The organism is Sphingopyxis sp. (genome assembly GCF_036675685.1).
Classification (GTDB): Bacteria; Pseudomonadota; Alphaproteobacteria; order Sphingomonadales; family Sphingomonadaceae; genus Sphingopyxis.
The window spans coordinates 26028-46572 of sequence record NZ_JAKFEM010000041.1; the positions used below are offsets into that span (position 1 = coordinate 26028).

The 20545-nt window shown below is 64.6% G+C and carries 17 protein-coding genes; 5 read left to right on the forward strand and 12 right to left on the reverse strand.

Annotated elements, in window-relative coordinates; all coding sequences use genetic code 11:
- The first annotated feature begins 73 nt into the window (after positions 1-73).
- From V6M50_RS16040 to mobA, 3 genes are all read left to right on the forward strand, one after another.
- A complete protein-coding gene (locus V6M50_RS16040; protein WP_332819580.1) occupies positions 74-988 on the forward strand; it encodes a LysR family transcriptional regulator in 915 nt (304 codons plus the stop codon).
- A 195-nt stretch (positions 989-1183) separates the two neighbouring features.
- The gene (gene fdhD / locus V6M50_RS16045) at positions 1184-1987 is read left to right on the forward strand and encodes a formate dehydrogenase accessory sulfurtransferase FdhD (RefSeq protein WP_332819581.1); all 804 of its coding nucleotides are present in this window, start codon (positions 1184-1186) and stop codon (positions 1985-1987) included.
- Positions 1984-2496, forward strand: a complete 513-nt coding sequence (mobA, locus tag V6M50_RS16050) for a molybdenum cofactor guanylyltransferase (RefSeq protein ID WP_332819582.1) — start codon at positions 1984-1986, stop codon at positions 2494-2496. Before fdhD ends, mobA begins: the two co-directional genes overlap by 4 nt.
- On the opposite strand, the gene V6M50_RS16055 is transcribed toward mobA, so the two are convergent.
- The 5 genes from V6M50_RS16055 to V6M50_RS16075 are packed head-to-tail and all read right to left on the reverse strand — an operon-like array spanning position 2491 to position 8546.
- On the reverse strand, positions 2491-3141 hold the full coding sequence (locus tag V6M50_RS16055) for a DUF1345 domain-containing protein (RefSeq protein WP_332819583.1): 651 nt from the start codon (positions 3139-3141) through the stop codon (positions 2491-2493). The genes mobA and V6M50_RS16055 overlap by 6 nt on opposite strands.
- Positions 3134-5413 carry an FdhF/YdeP family oxidoreductase gene (locus V6M50_RS16060; protein ID WP_332819584.1) on the reverse strand — a complete coding sequence of 760 codons (2280 nt, stop codon included), beginning with the start codon at positions 5411-5413 and terminating at the stop codon, positions 3134-3136. Before V6M50_RS16060 ends, V6M50_RS16055 begins: the two co-directional genes overlap by 8 nt.
- 10 nt (positions 5414-5423) lie before the next feature.
- Entirely contained in the window at positions 5424-6077 is a 654-nt protein-coding gene (locus V6M50_RS16065) for a 2-dehydro-3-deoxy-6-phosphogalactonate aldolase (protein ID WP_332819585.1), read from the reverse strand.
- Complete coding sequence (locus V6M50_RS16070; protein WP_332819586.1) at positions 6077-6949, reverse strand: 2-dehydro-3-deoxygalactonokinase; 873 nt, start codon at positions 6947-6949, stop codon at positions 6077-6079. Before V6M50_RS16070 ends, V6M50_RS16065 begins: the two co-directional genes overlap by 1 nt.
- 13 nt (positions 6950-6962) lie before the next feature.
- Positions 6963-8546, reverse strand: a complete 1584-nt coding sequence (locus V6M50_RS16075) for a sodium/sugar symporter (RefSeq protein ID WP_332819587.1) — start codon at positions 8544-8546, stop codon at positions 6963-6965.
- Between the two features lie 211 nt (positions 8547-8757).
- On the opposite strand from V6M50_RS16075, the gene V6M50_RS16080 reads away from it, so the two are divergent.
- Positions 8758-9489, forward strand: coding sequence for a FadR/GntR family transcriptional regulator (locus tag V6M50_RS16080; protein WP_332819588.1), 732 nt, complete (start codon positions 8758-8760; stop codon positions 9487-9489).
- Between the two features lie 45 nt (positions 9490-9534).
- Here the strand turns inward: V6M50_RS16080 and V6M50_RS16085 are convergent, their stop codons facing one another.
- The 6 genes from V6M50_RS16085 to V6M50_RS16110 form a co-directional block, all read right to left on the reverse strand.
- On the reverse strand, positions 9535-12249 hold the full coding sequence (locus V6M50_RS16085; protein ID WP_332819589.1) for a TonB-dependent receptor: 2715 nt from the start codon (positions 12247-12249) through the stop codon (positions 9535-9537).
- A 114-nt stretch (positions 12250-12363) separates the two neighbouring features.
- Positions 12364-13494 carry an endo-1,4-beta-xylanase gene (locus tag V6M50_RS16090; protein ID WP_332819590.1) on the reverse strand — a complete coding sequence of 377 codons (1131 nt, stop codon included), beginning with the start codon at positions 13492-13494 and terminating at the stop codon, positions 12364-12366.
- A gap of 1 nt (position 13495) precedes the next feature.
- Complete coding sequence (locus tag V6M50_RS16095; RefSeq protein WP_332819591.1) at positions 13496-14641, reverse strand: aldose epimerase family protein; 1146 nt, start codon at positions 14639-14641, stop codon at positions 13496-13498.
- 66 nt (positions 14642-14707) lie between these two features.
- Positions 14708-15568 carry an SMP-30/gluconolactonase/LRE family protein gene (locus V6M50_RS16100; RefSeq protein WP_332819592.1) on the reverse strand — a complete coding sequence of 287 codons (861 nt, stop codon included), beginning with the start codon at positions 15566-15568 and terminating at the stop codon, positions 14708-14710.
- Entirely contained in the window at positions 15565-17295 is a 1731-nt protein-coding gene (locus V6M50_RS16105; RefSeq protein ID WP_443030533.1) for an IlvD/Edd family dehydratase, read from the reverse strand. The genes V6M50_RS16100 and V6M50_RS16105 overlap by 4 nt, the downstream gene beginning before the upstream one ends.
- 110 nt (positions 17296-17405) lie before the next feature.
- Complete coding sequence (locus V6M50_RS16110) at positions 17406-18383, reverse strand: glycosyl hydrolase family 43 (protein WP_332819594.1); 978 nt, start codon at positions 18381-18383, stop codon at positions 17406-17408.
- 136 nt (positions 18384-18519) lie between these two features.
- On the opposite strand from V6M50_RS16110, the gene V6M50_RS16115 reads away from it, so the two are divergent.
- Positions 18520-19485, forward strand: coding sequence for a Gfo/Idh/MocA family protein (locus V6M50_RS16115; protein ID WP_332819595.1), 966 nt, complete (start codon positions 18520-18522; stop codon positions 19483-19485).
- Between the two features lie 16 nt (positions 19486-19501).
- Here V6M50_RS16115 and V6M50_RS16120 read toward each other — a convergent pair whose 3' ends face one another.
- A complete protein-coding gene (locus tag V6M50_RS16120) occupies positions 19502-20506 on the reverse strand; it encodes a glycoside hydrolase family 43 protein (RefSeq protein WP_332819596.1) in 1005 nt (334 codons plus the stop codon).
- Positions 20507-20545: the final 39 nt, after the last annotated feature.

Sequence of the window (20545 nt, forward strand, 5' to 3'; positions counted from 1 at the left end):
AGTTGCGTTGAACGCATAGATGGACTCGCACATCGGGCCAGAGTAGCGTGCCGCGAAGCGAAGGATTTTTGAATTGAACGCAAAGATCGCCGAAACCACCGACCGGGCGCGCGCGATGGAGGTTTTCGCCGTCGCGGTCGCCGAGGGCAGTTTTTCCGCCGCGGGCCGCTGCCTCGGGCTGACCCCGTCGGCGGTCAGCCGGACGATCGACCGGATCGAGGCGCGGCTTGGTGTCCGGCTGCTGCTGCGTTCGACGCGCGCGCTCGCGCTCACCGCCGAGGGCGAGGCCTATCTGCGTGCCGCGCGCCGCATCCTCGCCGACCTGGGCGATGCCGAGCAGGCGATCGCCGACCAGGGCGCCCCGCGCGGGCGGCTCCGCGTCAGCGCGGCGCAGGCGCACGGGCGGCTCAGCATCGTGCCGCTGCTCGGCGACTTTGTCCGCCTCCATCCGCATATCCTCGTCGACATCAGCCTCGCCGACCGCCTCGTCGACCTTGCGGCGGGACAGGCCGATGTCGCGATCCGTTTCGGCCCGCTCGCCGACAGCCCGCTCACCGCGCGCAAGCTCGGCGAAAGCCGCCGCGTGATCGTCGCCTCGCCCGCCTATCTGGCGAAGCATGGCACGCCAAAGGTGCCCGAAGATCTGCACGCGCATAATTGCCTGAATTTCAACTTTCGCCGCGCCGAGCCGACCTGGCCGTTCCGCGACGGGGAGCGCGAATATACGTTGTCGGTGCGGGGCAATATCGAGGCGAACAATGGCGAGACGCTGGGACAGCTGGCGGCCGCCGGGGTCGGCATCGCCCGCGTCGGCGCGTTCAGCATCGCCGACGAGATCGCGAGCGGACAGCTGATCCCGATATTGGAGGCGTATAATCCGGGCGATGTCGAGGCGATCCACGCGGTGTTCGCGGGCGGTGCGGGCACCCCGGCGCGGGTGCGCGTGTTCGTCGATTTCCTTGCCGAACGATTGGGGCGTGGCGGTTGAGACGGGCGGATCGATCGCCGGCGAAAGGTGGAAAACGGGTATGACGGGAACGACCGGAAGTGGACCTATTCTTCTTCGTCACCCTGAACTTGTTTCAGCATGACGAGTATTGGATGGCCAATTCCCACCCCAAAGCTGCCACGCCCGAAGCCGCTGAGTTGAGACAAGTCCGCGCCGATGGGCTATCGTGCGAGCATGAATAACGAAATGATCGAGTTTCCCGTCCGGCGGCTGGGGCTTGCCGAGCCCGGCGACGCGGCACTGACCCGCAGCGTGCCGATCGAGGCGCCGGTGTCGATCGAGGTCGGTGGCATCGGTTATGCGGTGATGATGGCAACCCCCGCCGATCTCGAAGATTATGCGCTGGGCTTCGCGCTGAGCGAAGGTCTGATCGAAGCGCCCGATCAGGTGCGACGCGTCGATGCCCACCCAATAGAAGGCGGCTGGGCACTGCGCATCTGGCTGCCGCCCGAACGTAACAACATAGCGCTCGAACGCGCGCGCAAACGCGTGAGCGAGAGCAGCTGCGGGCTGTGCGGGATCGAGAATATCGAACAGGTGCTGCGGCCGCTTCCCGCCGTCACCGCGCGTATCGCGACCGACCGCGCCGCCATCGCGGCGGCGCTGGCTTCGCTGCGCGACCATCAGCCGCTGGGCCGCGCAACGGGCGCCGTCCACGCCGCCGCCTTCTGCTCGCCGGCCGGCGACATCCTGCTCGCGCGCGAGGATGTCGGGCGCCACAATGCGCTCGACAAGCTGATCGGGGCGTTGGCGCGCGCGGGGATCGACCCCGCGACCGGCTTCATCCTGCTGTCGGCGCGCTGCAGTTACGAACTGGTCGAAAAGACGGTTCGCGCGGGCTGTCCGATGCTCGTCACCATCTCGGCGCCGACCAGCCTCGCGGCCGAGCGCGCGGTGCAGGTGGGGCTGACGCTGGTTACGCTGGCGCGGGCGGATTCAGCGCTGGTCGTCAGCGATCCGCACGGGATGATCGCGTGAAGACGCTCGGCGCGGTGCTCGCGGGCGGGCGGTCGAGCCGTTTCGGGTCGGACAAGGCGCTCGCGACGCTGGACGGGCAGACATTGCTCGACCATGCGCTGGCGGCGCTGCGCCCGCATTGCGATGCGCTCGTCCTCGTTGGCCGGGACGAGGGCATAGCCGATTGGCCGCGCCCCGATATGGGCCCGCTCGGCGGCTTCGCCGGCGCGCTGCGCCATGCCGCAGGCGCGGGCTTCGACCAGCTTCTGACTGCGCCGGTCGATTGCGTGCGCCTGCCCGCCGACCTGCGCGCGTTGCTCGAACCGGCGCCCGCCTTCCTCGACACACAGCCGGTGATCGGCCTGTGGCCGGTCGCAACGCTGGACGTGTTGCAGGCCATCCTTGCCGACGGGCGCGACCTTGCGGTCCGCGCCTATGCGCGGCAGATCGGCGCGCGCGCGGTGCAAAGCGACTTCGTGCCGCCCAATATCAACAGCCTCGCCGACCTCGACCGGCTGGCGGGGTCATGATCCGCCGATCGCGTTCACGGTGAACGCCAATATGCCCATGTTGAAGATGAAGGCCGCCATGCAGTGGCCGAGCACGACGCGGCGCATATGCGCGCCCGAGATGGTCACGTCAGAGGTCTGGAAGGTCATGCCGAGCGTGAAGCTGAAATAGAGGAAGTCCCAGTATCCGGGTTCATGCACCCCCGGAACCTCGATCCCGCGCTGGTCGCGGCCGTCCTTCTGCAGATAATAGAGATGCGCATAGTGGAGCGTGAACACCATGTTCGCGAACAGCCATGCAAGCGCGAGCGTCGCGACGATCAGCACGACATCGCAGCGCCCCAGCTTGCCCGGACTCGCGATCAGCGTCCCGACCGCGAACAGGATGACGAGCGACAGCAGCACGGTGATCGCGAGCAGCCCGGCGCGATTGGCGTCGTTGCTTTCGGCGGTGCGCCGCATCCGGTCGGCGTCGGCTTTCAGGAGCGGCGCGATCGCGCAGAGGAAGACGAAAGCCGCGACGTCGAAGCCGATCAGCAGCGCGCCGCGCGGATCGGCGCCGAGCGCTGCGGCGCCGCCGCCGACAAGGAGGAGTACGCCAACAAAAATCAGGAAGCGCGGCGGCGCGATCTGCCGGCCGAGGGCGAGCATGAGGCGCTCAGCCAACGGATGACGCGGCGGCGACACGCACCGGGATCGACTTGGCCGCCGGACAGCCGCTGATCCGGTCGTAATGGACGAGCGGCAGCAGCGGATTGAGTTCGGGATAATAGCCCGCGACCGAACCACGCGACATCGGATAGTCGATCAGCGTGAGCCCCTCGACACGCCGCGCGATGCCGTCGCCGCTGATCGTTTCGAGCGCGACGCGTGCGCCCGCACCCAGCCCGCGATCGGCGCGGTCCTTGGCGTTCATGAACAATATCATCCGGTCGTTATACACGCCGCGATAGCGGTCGTTGTAGCTGTAGATCGTCGTGTTGAACTGGTCGTGCGAGCGCACGGTCGCGAGCCGCAGCATCGCCGGATCGTCGACCGGCGCATTGACCGCCAGCCCAGGAAGGATCAGGAAATTGGCCTTGCCGTTCGGCGTCGCCCACACGCGGCGGCGCGGCGGGGTGTCGAGGTGAAAGCCCATCGGCGCCTTGATGCGTTCCGAAAAATCGCTGTAGATTTCGGGATATACTTGGGCGATTTTGTCGCGGATCAGGTCGTAGTCGTCGATATAGCTGGCCCAATCGACCTTGCTGTTCGGCAGCGTCGCCATCGCCATGCGGCAGACGATCTCGGTCTCGGGCATCAGATGCGCGCTCGCGGGTTCGAGCACGCCGCGCGATGCCGTGACATTCGACATCGAATCCTCGATCGTGACGAACTGTTCGCCCGCGGCGGTTTCGATCCGCTCGGAGCGCGCGACGACGGGCAGGATGAGGGCATCGCGCCCGTGGACCAGATGCCCGCGGTTGAGCTTGGTCGCGATCCCGACGGTCAGCTCCAGTTTGCGCATCGCGTCATAGGAGCGTGTCGTATCGGGCACCGCGCGCACAAAATTGCCGCCGAGGCCGATGAACACCTTCGCGGTCCCATCGAGCATCGCCTCGACCGTTTCGACACTATGGTGGCCATCCTCGCGCGGCGGTTCGAAACCGAAGACGTCGCGCACGCGGTCGAGATAGGCCTGGCTCGGCTTTTCATCGATCCCGACGGTGCGGTCGCCCTGGACGTTCGAATGGCCGCGGATCGGCGAAATGCCCGCGCCCGGCTTGCCATAATTGCCCCCCAGCAGCAGCAGGTTCGCGATCTGCTGGACCAGCTGCGATCCCTGCTGATGCTGGGTCACCCCCATCCCGTAACAGATGACCGTCGCGTTCGAGCGGATATAGATTTCGGCGCAGCGGCGGATCTGCGCCTCGTCGAGCCCCGATGCCAGGGCGATCGCCGGCCAGTCGTGTGCCGCGATGTCGGCCTGCAGCGCCGCGAAACCCTCGGTATGCTCGGCGATGAAATCATGGTCGAAGACGGTCTCGCCCGCCGCCTCGCGCTCGAACATCACCTTCATCATCCCCTTGAGCAGGGCAAGGTCGCCGCCGACCTTTATATGGACGAATTCGCTGGTGATTTCGGTCGATCCGAAGGTCGCCATCTGGACGATGTCCTGCGGCTCGGTGAAGCGGATCAGCGCGCGTTCGGGCATCGGGTTGACCGCGACGATCGGAACGCCGCGCTTCCGCGCCTCGACCAAATTGGTCATCATCCGCGGCGCGTTGGTCCCGGTGTTGTGCCCGATCAGGAAAATCGCCTCGGCATGCTCGAAATCGTCGAGGATCACCGTGCCCTTGCCGACCCCGATCGAGCGCGGCAGCCCGCGGCTCGTCGGTTCGTGGCACATGTTCGAACAATCGGGGAAATTGTTCGTCCCGAATTCGCGCACGAAAATCGAATAGAGGAACGCCGTCTCGTTCGCGGTGCGGCCCGAAGTGTAAAATTCGGCCTCGTGCGGGCTGGCGAGCGCGCGAAGATGCCGGCCGATCAGCGCAAAGGCCTCGTCCCAGCTCACCGGCACATAATGATCGGTCGCGGCGTCGTAGCGCATCGGCTCGGTCAGCCGCCCCTGCATTTCGAGCCAATAGTCCGACTGTTCCATCAGGTTGGTCACGCTGTGCTGCGCGAAAAATTCGCGCGTGACGCGGAATTTCGTCGCCTCGTGCGCGAGCGCTTTTGCGCCATTCTCACAGAATTCGAGCTTCTTGGTGCAGGTCGCGTCGGGAAAGGCGCAGCTCGGGCATTTGAAACCGCCCGGCTGGTTCATCGCGAACAGCGCGCGCGAGCCTTTGGTCACGACGCTTTGTTCGAGCAGGACCTTCGCGGTTGCCGCCGCGGCGCCCCAGCCGCCGGCGGGGCTGCTATAGGTCTTGTACCGGGGTTTATCGTCAGCCATCGCTGACCGATTAAAGCATAGCGGGTGGATCATATCCATCGGTCTTTGGCGAATGGCTCGCCGAGACGAAATCGTCGGCCCGCCGTTTCAGCTCGCCAAGAGCCATGCCGGGACGATAGAGCGCGCCGCCCAGCCCGAAGCCGGACGCTCCCGATGCTCTCCACGGCGCCAGTTTATCGGGGGTGACGCCACCCGTGACGATCACCGGGACGCCAGCGGGCAATATGGTTTTCAAAGCTTTCAATATGTGGGGTGATGACGCTTCGGCCGGGAAATACTTCAGCGCCGTCGCCCCGGCCGCATGCGCCGCGAGCGCCTCCGTCGGTGTCAGGAAGCCAGGAACCGACGCCAGGCCCGCGGCCACGGTTCGGGCAATGACGGCGGCATCGGTGTTCGGTGACACGATGAGCCGCCCGCCCGCCGCGGTTACGTCGGCCACCTGCTCGCACGACAATACCGTGCCCGCGCCGACGACCGCCCGATCGCCGACCGTGCCGGCCAGAATCGCGATGCTGCGAAGCGGGTCGGGCGAATTCAGCGGGACCTCGATCAGGGTAAAACCCGAATCGACAAGCACCTCGCCGGCCGCCGCCGCCTCTTCCGGCCGGATTCCCCGAAGAATGGCGACAAGCGGGCATTGTTCCAGCGCCGAGGCGAAATCCATCACAATTCTCTCCAGATTCGGGTGATGCCGGCGACGAAGGCCGCGTGGCTGTCGACCAGGATCGCCGAGCCGCCGAGTTCCTCGATCGCGCAGCGGTAAAGCCCGCCGAGATGGGCGTCGGCAAGCACATGCACCGGCTCCGACGGATCGGTGAGGCGCGCGCGCACGTCGCTGCCAATGAGCAATCCGCTGGTAAAGGACGCGCTTTGCTCGAGCGGCAGCGATCCGAGCAGGCGTGCCGCGCGGACGGAGAAGAGCAGCGACAGCAAATCCTGCCCCTGCGCCTGGCGGACGCCCGCGAGGAACCCGTCGTTCGGTCCGACATCGCCGTCGAGAAGATCGGCGAGCAGGCTGTGCTGCTTGAGCAGCGCGAAGAGTTCGCCCGTCATCGTCGTGGTAAAATCGACGAGACGCCCGCCCGCGACCCGCGCCCATTTGCAATGGGTGCCGGGCTGGCAGAGCATCGCCCCATCGGGCACCAGCCTCGCCTCGAGCGCGCCGAGAAACTGCACTTCCTCGCCGCGCATCACGTCGGCGCGGCTGTCGTCGAGGCGGCACACGCCGGGGACGATCGCGGTGCGCTGCCCTTCGATCCACCGGGTCCCGCGCGCGATGGCCGCAAAGTCGGCAGGCGCCGGCACATAAGGAATTTCGTGCCAGCCGCGCTTCGATCCGACCATGCCGGCGCACAGCATCGGGGCATCGCCAAAGCGCGCGCGGATGTCCGCCGCCTCGGCATCGAAACTGCCGGGCGCAATCGCCAGAACGCCGCGGTCGTCACGCTCGGTTTCGGTCACCGCGCCGCCCGCGTCGATGCTGTACACGCGGCGGTTGGTGGTGCCCCAGTCTATGGCGAGAAAATGTCCGTCCATGTTTCGCTCCGCCCTACCACCAGGTCGCGTAGAGCGCGATGAGGATCGCGATCACGGCGCCGCTCGCCACGTTGAAACCGGTCGTGGTGCGGAAACTGACGCCTTCGGCGGTGATGCGGTCCTTATCGGCGGTGGCGGGCATCAGCAGCGACAGGCCGACCGCCAGCGCGAGCGCGATCAGGAAGACCAGCCCCATGCGATCCATGAACGGGATCGAAGGTGCGAGCACCTTGAACAGATAAGAGAAACCGACCGAGGCGACCGCCGCGGCGATCGCGCCCGCTTCGCTAGCACGCTTCCAGAACAGGCCGAGCAGGAAGATCACCGTGATGCCGGGGGTGAAGAAGCCCGAAAATTCCTGGATGAACTGGAAAGCCTGATCGGAGCCGCCCAGCAAGGGCCGCGCCGTAACCAGCGCAAGCAGCGTCGCGATCACCGCGACGACGCGACCGACGAGCACCAGCTTCTTCTCGCTCGCCGCGGTCCGCGCGCCGGCATGCGCGGGCGAGAATTTGGCATAGAGGTCGAGCGTGAAGATCGTCGCGATCGAATTGATCTTCGAGGCGGTCGACGCCACCACCGCGGCCATCAACGCTGCGAAGACGAGACCCAATATGCCGGCGGGCAGCAGCCGCATCATCGTCGGATAAGCCTCATCGGGTTTCGCGAGGTCGGGCGCAAGCATCACCGCGGCGATCCCCGGCAGCACGACGATCACCGGCATCAACAGCTTGAGAAAAGCCGCGAACACGATGCCCTTTTGCGCCTCTGCCAAGCTCTTCGCCGCGAGCGCACGCTGGATGATATATTGGTTGAACCCCCAATAGGAGAGGTTCGCGATCCACATGCCGCCGATCAGCACCGAGATGCCGGGCAGATCCTTGTAGAAGGGGTTGTCGGACGTCAGGATCATGTCGAAATGCCCGGGCAGTTCGCTGGTCAGGCGGCTGAATCCGCCGATGATGCCCGCGTCGCCGCCGATTTCGCTGAGCGTGATACCCGAGATGAGCAAGCCGCCGAGAACGAGCAAAGTGACCTGGACGATGTCGGTGAGCGCGACCGCCTTCAGCCCGCCGTAAAGCTGATAGAGAAGCGCGAAGCCGCCGAGCGCGAACAGCGCGACATCCTGATCGACGCCCGCCACCTTGTTGACCGCGATCGACCCGAGCCAGACGATCGATGTGAGGTTCACGAAGATGTAGAGCGCGAGCCAGAAGATCGCCATCAGCGTGCGGATGTTGGTGCCGTAGCGCTGTTCGAGGAACTGCGGCATCGTGAAGATCTCGTTGCGGATGAAAATCGGCAGGAAATATTTGCCGACGATCAGCAGCGTGAGCGCCGCCATCCATTCATAGGAGGCGATCGCGAGACCGATTGCATAGCCCGATCCCGACATGCCGACGATCTGCTCGGCCGAAATATTGGCGGCGATCAGCGATGCGCCGATCGCCCACCAGGGCAGATTCTTCGACGCGAGGAAATAGTCGGCGCTGTCCTTGGCTTTGCCGCCCTTTTCGCGGCTGACCCACTGCGCGAGCCCAAAAATCCCGATCGCATAAGCGACGATCACCATCACATCGAGCGTCGTCAGCGTCATATTAGGCTTCCCCTTCCCTCGCGGTGTCCCGCAGCCGCCGCGCCAAAAAATGGGCAGCGTCTATTTATACGATTTATAGGACTTTATATTTATATGATCTATGGCACTTGTCTAGAGCCTAGCTGCGGGCGATACGAAGCGCGAGCGAACCGCGCGTGGCAGGATGCCGCAAAGTGCCTAATTCGGCGCCGCGGGCAAGAGAGGGAAGAGCGTGCAACCAGGTGATCCGGCGGAACTGCGAACCCGATTGGGACGCAACCTGACCTATGGCCTGCTCGATTCGCTGGGTCGCGCGATCGTCATCGGCGCTTATGAGGACGAGCCCTTTCCGACCGAGGCGGAACTGGCGAAACAGCATGGCGTCAGCCGGCAGGTGACGCGCGAAGCGGTGAAGATGCTGACCGCCAAGGGCCTGCTTAGCGCGCGCCCGCGCCAAGGCACGATCGTCCAGCCCGCCACGACCTGGAATCTGTTCGACACCGACGTGCTGCGCTGGCTCCTCGAGCGCAAATTCTCGGTCGACCTGCTGCGCCAGTTCAACCAGCTACGCGTCGCGATCGAGCCCGAAGCCGCGGCGCTCGCGGCCGCCAATGCAAGCGATGCCGATCTCGAGCCGATCCTCGCGGGCCTGAAGCGCATGGAGGCGGCCGAGCGCGGACTCGACGATGCGCTCGATGCCGACATCGCCTTTCATGTCGCGATCCTCCGGGCATCGGGCAACCCCTTCTTCGTTCAGTTTCGCGACGTGGTGACGACCGCGTTGCGCAGCTCGATCCGGTTCACCAACCGCATCAAGGGCCGTTCGGCGAGCGTCCCCGATCATGCGGCGGTCAGCGAGGCCATCGTTCGCCGCAATCCCGACCGCGCGCGCAAGGCGATGAAGAAGATCATCGGCGACGTCCTCGACCTGATCGAAGTGAGCGAAAATCCGGTCGAAGGCTGAGGCGAGGCAAGGCGCCGCGATGGTCGCGACGCCCGGCCCACCGGCTCAGAAGCGCGCGCGCAGGCTCGCTCCATAGAAGCTGTCGTCGACACGAATATCGTGCGGGAAGCCCGGCGTATGGAAATAGCTGTGATATTTGCTGCGCAGCACGTTCACCCCGTCGACGCTGAGTGCCAGATTCTCGTTGATGTCATAGCTGACCGAGAAATCGAGCCGGCCGTTCGCCTTGACGCGGTTGAACTTCGCGCCGTCACCCGGCACGAGCAGGCCGCCGCCGAACAGGCCCTCGTTGAACTTGCCGCGCCACGTATAGACGACACGCGCGGTAAAGCCGTATTTTTCGTATAGTCCGCCGATGTTGTAGCTATATTTCGACACGCCCAGCAGCGGTTCGCCGACCAGCGGATCGGTCGGGGTCTTGATCTTGCTGTCGGCGAAGGTGAAGTTTCCGAACATGCCGAGGCCGTCGAGCCCTTCGGGCAGGAAATCGAAGAACATCTGTCCGCTGACTTCGACGCCCTTCAACTGGGCACCGCCCAGGTTGCGCGGACGCGAGATATTATAGGTGATGCCGTCGATGACCTCGGGCTCGACGCCGATCGCGACGCGATCCTTGATCTCGCGATAATATACGGCGGCCGAAACATAGCTCGACGGGCCGAAATAATATTCCGCCGTCGCATCCCATGCTTCCGATTTCTGCGACCGCAAATCCGGATTGCCGCCATTGCCGTTAGGCCGGATATTGGCGTTGTTCGGCACTTGATAGAAAAGGCCGGGATTAAGATCGCCGAACGCCGGGCGCGACAGCGTCTTGGCATAGCTCGCACGGAGCTGGAGCTCGGGCGTCAGCTTCAGCCGGACGCTGGCGTTCGGCAAAAAGTCGGTTTCGGTGCTCGACCGCCGGACGGGCGTCAGCACGCCGCTCACCCGGCCCGTTCCTTGCAGGTCCCGGTCGTTCGTTACCCAGCGCACGCCGACAAGGCCGTCGACCAGCATGTCGCCGCCAAGGTCGGCGGCATATTTGATCTGCGCATAGCCCGACATCGTCTTTTCGTTCGCGCGGTAGCTGCGCGACGGGTCGGGCGCGGGGTCGCCCGTGGGCGCGCCATAGAGCTGGCGCAAGAGGTCGGTGTTTTCGCGCAGGAAATCGGGATCGGGGGTGTACCAGTTCGCGCCGTTGTTGATGAACGGGATCGACGCCGGCGACAGGATCAGGAAATCGGAAGGCAGCCCGACCGAATTGACCAGCGTGACGCGGTTGCCGCCGGGCGCGGCGGGGCCGCCGGCAAAGCCTTCGAACGACGCCTTGCGGTCCGCATAGCGGAAGCCGAGCTGGATCTGGTCGATGAAGCTTTCGACGTCGTAACTGAAGTCGGTCCGCCATGCCTTCAGCGAGCTTTTCGATGTGTTGATGTCCTGGAACAGGCTGTTGGCGAACCGGAAATCATTGGCATCGCTCAGCGGATCGCCCGTCATCACGGTCGTCCCATGCCCGTTGTCGTCGATCACGACGTTTACCTGCGGGATCGTCTTGCCGATATCGACGATGATGTTGCGTGCCTTGAAGGTCGTGTCGAAATAGGAAAGATCGGTTTCGAAATGGATGCGGTCGTTATCGTACCGCATGCCGCCCGCGATCAGCCATTGGTCGGTCTTGTCGCGCTTGGCCTGCGTGCTGGTGAGGCCGGGGACATTGTTGAAGGTCGCGCTTTCGCCGAGGCACAGATTCTGCGTGGTCCCGCCGCTGCGCGTCGGGAAACCTCCGCCGTCGACCTGCGCCGTGAAACATTCGTCGCCCGCCACGGCATTGGTGATGCTTTGCGCCGCGAAGATGTCAGAGAAGATGAAATTGGTGGCGAAGCGCGAGCGATAGCCGCTGTAGAGACCGTCGACATAGAATTCGAGTTCGGGGGTCGGTTTCCACTGGAGCGCGAGATTGGCCTGCGGCCGGCTGTAGCTGCCGGTGTCGGTCAGGCCGCCGACGCAGGTCGGCAGCACGATCCCCGCCGCACCCGGAGGTCCGTTGCTGCCCGAGCGTGGATCGCAGTTGAACGAGATCGGCCGGTTGAAATTCTGGTCCGAGTAGGAGATGTTCAGGAGCGCACCGAACTCGCCGTCGCCGACGTTCCACCGGCCGCTGATCAGTCCGCCCAGCGTATAGCTGAACTTGTCGACTTCCTTGCCATAGGTGCCGCGCGCGTTGAGCGCGACGCTGACGCCTTCTTTGAAGTTGAACGGTTTTTGCAGCTTGAGGTTGATGACCCCCGCGACGCCGCCTTCGAGCAGGTTCGCCGAGTTGGATTTATAGATTTCCGCCCCCGCCAGGGCTTCGGCGGGCAGGTCCTGGAAGGCAAAGCCGCGGCCGACACCGGTGAAGATCTCGCGCCCGTCGAGGGTCGTCAATATGTCGCCGATACCACGCACCAACGGACTGACGACTTCGTTGTTGAAGCCGTTGACGGTCTGGATGCCGGGAACGCGTTGCAGCGCGGCCGCCACGGTGGAGTCGGGAAACTTGCCAATGTCGTCGGCGACGATGACCTCGACCACCTGGTCCGAATTGCGCTTGATGTTGCGGGCGGCCTGCAGGCTGGCGCGCTGGCCGGTCACGACGATCTCGCGATCGGAAACGGCGGTGGGATCGCTTGCGACGCTTCCGGTTTCCACTTGCTCGTCCGACGTCTGCGCCGCGGCGGACGCCGATGCGAGCAAGGCCGCCATCGACGCACTCGTAAACATGAACAATCTGGCTTTCATCGGTCGTCTCCCCATAGAGCTACCAGGTGATGCTTCACCCGATCTTGTTGATTAAAATATCTTATTTGTAATATAATTTATCGAGACACAAAAATTGGATGTTCGGAAAGGGCGCTACTTCGCCGGCACGACGCCCTTCGGCGCCGCGGTCAGGCGCTTGATCAGGTCGACCTCCGCCTTTCGGTAAGGCGTGCCGTCGCCGCGCAGAACCTCGTGGAACCAGATCGGCGGCTCATCGCCGGTGTAGGGCTTCTTCCAGCTGTCCCACGGCAACCGCGTCTGCGACTTGCCGTCGACGAAGCCCCAGTTGATCATCGCGACACCGTATTTCTTGCCCAGCGGCAGCGAGCCGTCGAAGGTCGATCCATTGCCGCGCGCCATATATTCGGTGCACAGCAGCGGCCGCCCATAGACTTGCAACTGTTTGACGCGGCCTTCGAAAGTCTCCGGCCAATTATAGTCGTGGAAGGAAATGACGTCCGACTGCGCGACCTGAATCTTCTCGACCGCATCGAGCTTTTTCATGTCCGACCAATCGTCGCCGATCCACAGCCCGCTGGTCAGCGGCTGTTTCGGCTTCGCGCTCCGCGCCCAGTCGAAGACCTGGCCGAGCAGGCCGGCAACCATCGCCTTCTTGTTCGGTGTCGGCTTGTAATTGCCGCCGCCGTCATTGTTCGGCTCGTTCCAGACGTCCCAGGCGAGGACGCGATCGTCGTTCGCGAAACGGCCGACGACGTCCTTCACATAGGCTTCCAGCTTGCCATGCTGCGACGTGTCGGCAAGCCGCGCGGCGCCCGGCGCCTGCATCCAGCCGCTGTTGTGAACACCGGGGATCGGCGGATGCTGCGGTCCCGCGACCGGGTTTGGATCCCAGCAGCTGTCGAACAGCACGAACATCGGCTTGATCTTGTGCTTCGCCGCGATGGCGAGGAACTGGTCCATCCGCTGCTTCAGCCCCTCGGGATCATTTTCCCAGAGCAGATTGTGCAGGTAGACGCGCATGGTGTTCATCCCCATCGCGGACGCCCAGCCGAGTTCCTTGTCGATCGTTGCGGGATCGAAGGTTTCCGCCTGCCACATTTCGAGCTGGTTGATCGCGGTTGCGGGATTGTAGTTGGCGCCGACGAGCCACGGCTGCGCGTCGTACCAGCTGTGCGCCTGCGCTTTCGTCCAGCGTTCGGCCGCATGCGCGGGCGTTATCAGGAACAGCGCGGCGCAGACCAGCGCCATCAGCGTGCGAAGCATCTCACTCTCCGAAAAAGAGACGGTAAACCATCTTGTTTATGTAGGTTTCGCCCGGGGCCAATCGAGCCGAACCGAGCGCCGGCTGGTTCGGCGTGTCCGGAAAAATCTGGGGCTCGAGCACGATCGCATCGCCCTGGCGATAGAGCTTGCCCGCCTTGCCAACGACGCTGCCGTCGAGGAAGTTGCCCGAATAGAACTGGACACCGGGCTGGTTCGACCACAGTTCGAAGCCGCGGCCCGAAACGGGTTCCTCGACCCGCGCGAGCTGGCGCAGCGTCTTCGACACGGTTTTCGCGACCACGAAATTATGGTCATAGCCCTTGCCGGTCACGATTTGCGGATCGCTCGCGTCGCGCACCCGCTCACCGACCGCGTGCGGCGTGTTGAAATCGAACACCGTGCCCGCGACGGGCTGGAACACGCCGGTCGGGATCAGCGTCGCGTCGACCGGGGTATAGGCCTGGGCGGGGATGGTCAGGACATGCCCCATCGCCCCCTGCCCCGATCCCTCGCCGGCGAGATTCCAATAGCCGTGGTTGGTGATGTTGACGATCGTCGGCTTGTCGGTCGTCGCGCGATATTCGATGCCGAGCTCGTTCTTCTCGTTGAGCGAATAGGTCGCAAGCACGGTGAGCTTGCCCGGATAGCCCTGGTCGCCGTCGGGGCTGATATAGCGCAGCGTGACCGACGCCGTGTCGCCCTGCTTTACCTCGACAACCTCCCACAACACCTTGTCGAAACCGGCGGTGCCGCCATGGAGCGAGTTGCCGATGTTGTTGACCGGCGTCTGATACTGCTTGCCGTCGAGGCTGAACTGCCCCTTGGCGATCCGATTGGCGAAGCGTCCGACAGTCGCGCCAAAATATTCAGACTTGGCAAGATAGCCGTCGATCGAGGGATAGCCGAGCTGGACGTCGGCAACCTTCCCCTGCTTGTCGGGCATCATCAGCGCCTGGATCGCGGCGCCCCAATTGATGATCGTCGCCGAAACGCCCTTGGCATTGGTCAGCGTCACCGCCTCGACCGGCCGGCCGTCGGGCAGCGCGCCAAAGGGCTTGCGCTGGGTCTCCGCCGCACCCGCAGGACCAAGGGCCAGCGCCAAGCCGGCCACCCCCATTGCGAGCGATGCCGCAAGCTTCGCCTTCATGATTATCTCTCCCTGTCGACGGTCTATCACGCACCCTGAAATGAGTAAAGCCGTTTAATATGATAATTAAGCCGCGAACTGACGCGCGGCGAATCCTCTGACCCCGGCGTCGACCTCAAACAAGGCTCCGGCATGGGGCGATACGGGATCGCCCTCGGCGGCCGAGGTGACGAACAGACGCTCGAACGCGGCCCCCGCGAACGCACAGCTGGTGAGTTGCAGCGCCGGCAGCGCAATGCTGCGATCGAGCCTGGCATCGGGTGTGTAGCGGTCGATGCGTCCGGCACCCCAGAGCGCGATCCAGAGCCCCCCATCGGCATCGAAGGTCATGCCGTCAGGTGTTCCGTCGCGACCCGCGAAATCGAGGAAGGTGGTACGATCGCAAAGGCTCCCGTCGTCGGCAATGCGATAGCGATAGACATGGCCGAGCTTGCTGTCGGTGTGGAACAGATGCTCGCCTCCGGGCATCAACGCCGGGCCGTTGGCGATCGTATAGCCGGTGTCCACCCGCGTAACGCTGTGGTCGGGATCGAGCCGGTAGAGGCTGCCGCTCGCGCCCTCGCAGTCGGACGGCATCGTCCCTGCCCATATACGCCCTGCATCATCGGCCTTGGCATCGTTCATCCGGTTTGCGGGCCTATCGGGTTCGGGGTCGTGGAAAGGCGCCACGGCAAAAGGATCGAGCCGCAACTCGGCGAAACCGCTCTCCAGACCGGCGATGAAACCGTCGCCCGACGCGCGCTCGATAACCCAGCCGATGGGCTCCGACAGCGTCCAGCCCGCCACGTTTCCGTCGACAAGGCCCAGGCGATTGAGGCGGCAACCGAGGATGTCGACCCAATAGAGTGCATTGTCGCGCGGCGACCATAGCGGCCCCTCGCCAAGCCGGTCGCGCCCGGTCCGCTCGACGACCGTAAAGGCGCTCAATGACTGTCCCTCGGCAGCCCCGAATTTTGGGCGAGGCGCTGATATTTGGTCGCGGATTCGAGGGCAGCGCCACCATCGAACTGACCGACCAGATCGCGCTGAATCTCCTGCCACGGCGTCTGCGACGCCGGATAGGCATAACCGCCCGCCGCCTCGAGCCGGGTGCGCCGCGCCGCAAGCTCGGCGTCGTCGACCAGCATGTCTGCCGTGCGACCGACGAGATCGACACGGATGATGTCGCCGGTCGCAAGCAGCGCGAGACCGCCGCCGGCCGCGGCTTCGGGCGAGGCATTGAGGATCGACGGACTGCCCGATGTTCCCGATTGCCGCCCGTCGCCGATGCAGGGCAGCGTATGGATACCCTGCTTGATCAGCGCGGTGGGCGGCCGCATGTTCACCACTTCCGCGCCGCCCGGATAGCCGATCGGGCCGGTGCCGCGGATGACGAGAATGCAGTCCTCGTCGATGCCGAGCGCCGGATCGTCGATGCGCGCGTGATAATCTTCGGGCCCGTCGAAGACGATCGCGCGGCCCTCGAAGACGTTCGGCTGCTCGGGATTCGAGAGGTAGCGGGCGCGGAAGGCGTCGGAGATCACGCTCGCCTTCATCACCGCCGAGTCGAACAGATTGCCGCGCAGGACCATCAGGCCCGCATCATAGCGGAGCGGCGAAGCGAACGGCCTGATCACCGCGGCGTCCTGCGTCACGGCTTCGCCGCAATTCTCGGCGAGCGTGCGGCCATTGGCGGTCAGCGCCTCCCCGTCGAGCAGCCCCTGACGCAGCAGTTCGCCGACCACCGCCGGAACGCCGCCGGCGCGGTAGAAATCCTCGCCAAGATATTCGCCCGCCGGCTGCAGGTTGACGAGCAGGGGGACATTCTCCCCCTCGCGCTGCCAGTCGTCCATCGTCAACTCGACCCCGATGTGCCGCGCGATCGCGTTGAGATGGATCGGCGCGTTGGTCGACCCGCCGAGCGCTGCGTTGACCTTGATCGCATTCAGGAAGGCAGCGCGGGTCAGGATGTCGGAAGGCTTGCGGTCGGCATGGACCATCTCGACGATGGTGCGGCCCGTCTGCCACGCGCATTCCTGGCGGTCACGGTAGGGCGCGGGGATCGCCGCCGATCCCGGCAACGCCATGCCCAGCGCCTCGGCCAGGCTGTTCATCGTCGTCGCGGTGCCCATCGTATTGCAATAGCCGGTCGACGGCGCCGAAGACGCGACAAGCTCGATAAAGCCCTTGTAATCGATTTCGCCCGCCGCGAGCATCTCGCGCGCTTTCCACACGATCGTCCCCGATCCGGTACGCTGCCCCTTGTACCACCCGTTGATCATCGGCCCGACCGAAAGCGCGACCGCCGGGATATTCACGGTGGCGGCCGCCATCAGGCACGCCGGGGTCGTCTTGTCGCAGCCGATGGTAAGGACGACGCCGTCGAGCGGGTAGCCATAGAGCGTCTCGACGAGGCCGAGATAGGCGAGGTTGCGATCGAGCCCCGCGGTGGGCCGCTTGCCCGTTTCCTGAATCGGATGCACCGGAAACTCGATCGGGATGCCGCCCGCGTCGCGGACCCCCTGCTTCACGCGGTCGGCGAGGATGATGTGATGGCGGTTGCACGGCACGAGATCGCTGCCGGTCTGCGCGATCCCGATGATCGGGCGGTTCGACTGCAACTCCTCCAGTGACAGGCCATAATTCAGATAACGCTCGATATAGAGCGCGGTCATGTCGGGATTATCGGGATTGTCGAACCACGATCGCGACCGCAGCACCGGCCGCTTCGATCCGCCGTCTTGCTTGTCGTCTACCACATTATTTCCCTGATTTGGGCCCGAGGTCATTTGAAGGCCGCTGCCAGCCGGTCATATTCGGCCTTGCTGATCTCGATCATCGACCCGTGGCGGGCGCCCGCGGGCACCGCGTAGCGATTCCATTCGGTCACGCCGCTGTTGCCCGACATCTGGAACCACGGGCCTTCGAGCCGCGGCGCCTTGGAGACGCCATAGCTCGTGCCCGCATATTGCTCGTAATAGAGCAGCCAGTCGGCGCCGTTGGGCGCGCGGATGATCGTCGGCGCCTCGCGGAAATTGGGGCTGAGCGACGGGCCGGGGGTCGGATAGGGGCCGGTCATTTCCTTGGCGCAGGTGATGCGGACGGTCTTGCCCGTCGTCCAGGCATAGGAAGGGTAGCGCTCGTCCTTCAGGATCGCGCAATAGCCGCCCTCGGGGTTCGGCTGGACGATCGTGTCGATCGTCGCCATCTCCCATTCGAACAGGCGGCGCGGTGGCTCGGGAAAGCTCTTGAGGTCCGGCGAGAGCACATAGAGTGTGCGCTGGCTTTCCCAATAGCGTTCGGGATCGCTCGCCGATCCTGGCACGGTCGGCGTATGCCAGCTGAGCATGAAGCGTTTCGATGGTTTGTCGAAATAGAGCTTGGGCGCGCCGATGCGTTGCAGGGGATTGGCAAGGCCGACCGCGGACTGCAGATCGGGTTGATAGGTTCCATAGGGCGTCCAGGTCACCAGGTCGTCCGAGACCCAGAACCGGATCAGCGGGTCCTCGTCGCTCTTGTTGCCGACGAGATAATAGCGCCCATCGGGGCCCTCTGCGATCGAAGCGTGGCCGTGATAATCCTTCGACACCGGCTTGCCGCCGTTCAGTTCGGTCCAATAGAGGCCGTCGCGGCTGACCGAATAATAGAGGATACCATAATGGCCGGTCTTCATATGCGCGAACAGATAGGCCTTGTCCGGGTGGACATAGGTATCGGGCGCCGCCGCCGGCTGGGTGTTATCCTGCGCCATTGCGGGCACCATGAGCCCAGCGAACGCAAAGCAAGCCATCGACAAACCGCGAACCGACATAGCCTCTCCCCTGTTCGGGCCTCCATCGACCCTTGAATAGCGTTCGATCTCGTATAAGCAGATATATATTATAAATAAAGAGGACGCGATGAAAGACGGGAAAGATTTTTCACGAGGCAGCACGGAAGGCCCGGAAATCCGCCTGGGACTGGTCGGCATCGGCAAGATCGCACGCGACCAGCACCTGCCGGCGATCGCGGCCGATGCGCGATACCGGCTGGTTGCGACGGCGAGCCGGAACGATATGGTCGAAGGCGTGCCGGGCTATCGCGACATCGACGCGCTGCTTGCCGCGGGACACCAGTTCGACGCCGTATCGCTGTGCACGCCGCCGGAGGGGCGCGCCGACATCGCTCGCCGCGCGATCGACGCCGGACTGCACGTCATGCTCGAAAAGCCGCCGGGGGTGACGACGGACGAAGTGCGCGAACTTGTCCGCCATGCCGCGGCAAGGGGCGTCACCCTCTTCGCTTCCTGGCATTCACGCGAGGCCGCGGCGGTCGATGCCGCGCGCGACTGGCTGGCGGAGCATATCGTCACCGGCGGGCGAATCCTCTGGAAGGAGGACATTCGCCAATGGCATCCCGGACAGGAGTGGATTCTCGAACGCGCCGGAATGGGCGTGTTCGACCCTGCGATCAACGCCCTCTCGATCCTGACCCGCATCTTGCCGGCCCGCTTCGAGGTCGAGGCGGCCACCCTCGATATTCCGAGCAACCGGTCGGCGGCGATCGCCGCTGCCTGCACGCTGCGCAGCGCCGAAGGCTATGCGATCGAAGCCGACCTCGATTTCCTGTTCGGCGGTTCGCCAAGCTGGGACATCGAACTTGCGACCGACGCCGGGCCATTGGCGCTGCGCAACGGCGGAGCGACGATCGAGCTGCCCGGCGCCGCGCCGCATGCCGGACCGAATTGTGAATATCCTCGTCTTTACGGACGCTTCCACGCGCTTGTCGAAGCCGCGGAAATCGACGCCGACACTGCTCCGCTCGAACTCGTCGAACAGGCTTATCGCATTGGGGTGCAGCGCCCTTCGCCGCCCTTCGCCTTCTGACCCAAGTGCGGCTTCTTCAAGGGCGGACGGACCGGCGAACGCGCGACCCGGTCGGGACAGGCGATGGCGTTCCGGCGGCGACGGGCGCGCCGAAATCCGGCCAACCTGCGGCCGTCCATCCAAAGCGCTGGATATGCGGTGCGCGTTTCGCCGTACATCCCATGTCCGGGGCCGGATTGGCATGGTAGATGATCCAGTTTTCCCGACCATCGGGCGACCGGAAAAAGCCGTTGTGCCCGGTCGCATAAACGCCGTTGGCGCTTTTGAAGACGGGCTGCGGCGACTTGCTCCACACCGCCGCGTCTAACGGATCGGCACCAGGCGGGGCGCGGAGCAGCCCCAGCGAATAGTCGTCCGACCAGCAAGCACTGGCCGAATAGGTCAGGAACAGGTCTCCCTTTGGCCCCGGCAGGAATTCGGGCCCCTCGACGATCTGCCGCCCTCCGAATCTTTCCCACACATGATCGGGCCGCGCGATCACGGTCTCGTGCCCTTTCAGGGTCCACGGATTTTCCATCTGGGCGATCGCGATGGCGCTGTCGGGTCCGATGTAGGGCGAATAGACGAAATAGCGTTTGCCGCCGTGATCGAACATGGTGCCGTCGATCCCGGCATGCGCCGTATTGACGCGGCCGCGGTCGATCCACGCGCCGCGCATCGGATCGGGGCCCGCATTTTCCAGCACGAATATCGCGCGATGATCGTCGTCGGTGAAACCGCTCGCGGTCGCGGAATAATAGAGGAACCATTTTCCGTCGATGCGATGCAGCTCGGGCGCCCATATCGAATGGGCGTTCGCTCCCTCCTTCGGCGGCGTCCAGACGACCAGGGGCTCGACATCGCCCAGCCTGGCGACATTGTCGGTCCGCCACAAGGCGATCCGGTCGCCGAGCGTATGGGTGTAATAATAATATCCGCCGACCTGCAGGATCCACGGATCGGGGCCAGAGGGAAGCAACGGGTTGGCGAATGTGGCGGCACCGGGCGCATAGGCTGCCGCAGGCAATGCGAATCCGCCCATTGCCCCCATTGCAACGCCCCACGCGACCCATCGGGCGAA

Coding starts and splice junctions, on each gene's coding strand:
- V6M50_RS16075 (WP_332819587.1), bottom strand. CDS start 8,546: ATGACGCTGACGACGCTCGATGTGATGGTGATCGTCGCTTATGCGATC.
- V6M50_RS16085 (WP_332819589.1), bottom strand. CDS start 12,249: ATGAAAGCCAGATTGTTCATGTTTACGAGTGCGTCGATGGCGGCCTTG.
- V6M50_RS16120 (WP_332819596.1), bottom strand. CDS start 20,506: ATGGGCGGATTCGCATTGCCTGCGGCAGCCTATGCGCCCGGTGCCGCC.
- V6M50_RS16065 (WP_332819585.1), bottom strand. CDS start 6,077: ATGGATTTCGCCTCGGCGCTGGAACAATGCCCGCTTGTCGCCATTCTT.
- fdhD (WP_332819581.1), top strand. CDS start 1,184: ATGAATAACGAAATGATCGAGTTTCCCGTCCGGCGGCTGGGGCTTGCC.
- V6M50_RS16060 (WP_332819584.1), bottom strand. CDS start 5,413: ATGGCTGACGATAAACCCCGGTACAAGACCTATAGCAGCCCCGCCGGC.
- V6M50_RS16110 (WP_332819594.1), bottom strand. CDS start 18,383: ATGGTGCCCGCAATGGCGCAGGATAACACCCAGCCGGCGGCGGCGCCC.
- V6M50_RS16115 (WP_332819595.1), top strand. CDS start 18,520: ATGAAAGACGGGAAAGATTTTTCACGAGGCAGCACGGAAGGCCCGGAA.
- V6M50_RS16090 (WP_332819590.1), bottom strand. CDS start 13,494: ATGCTTCGCACGCTGATGGCGCTGGTCTGCGCCGCGCTGTTCCTGATA.
- V6M50_RS16095 (WP_332819591.1), bottom strand. CDS start 14,641: ATGAAGGCGAAGCTTGCGGCATCGCTCGCAATGGGGGTGGCCGGCTTG.
- V6M50_RS16105 (WP_443030533.1), bottom strand. CDS start 17,295: ATGACCGCGCTCTATATCGAGCGTTATCTGAATTATGGCCTGTCACTG.
- V6M50_RS16070 (WP_332819586.1), bottom strand. CDS start 6,949: ATGGACGGACATTTTCTCGCCATAGACTGGGGCACCACCAACCGCCGC.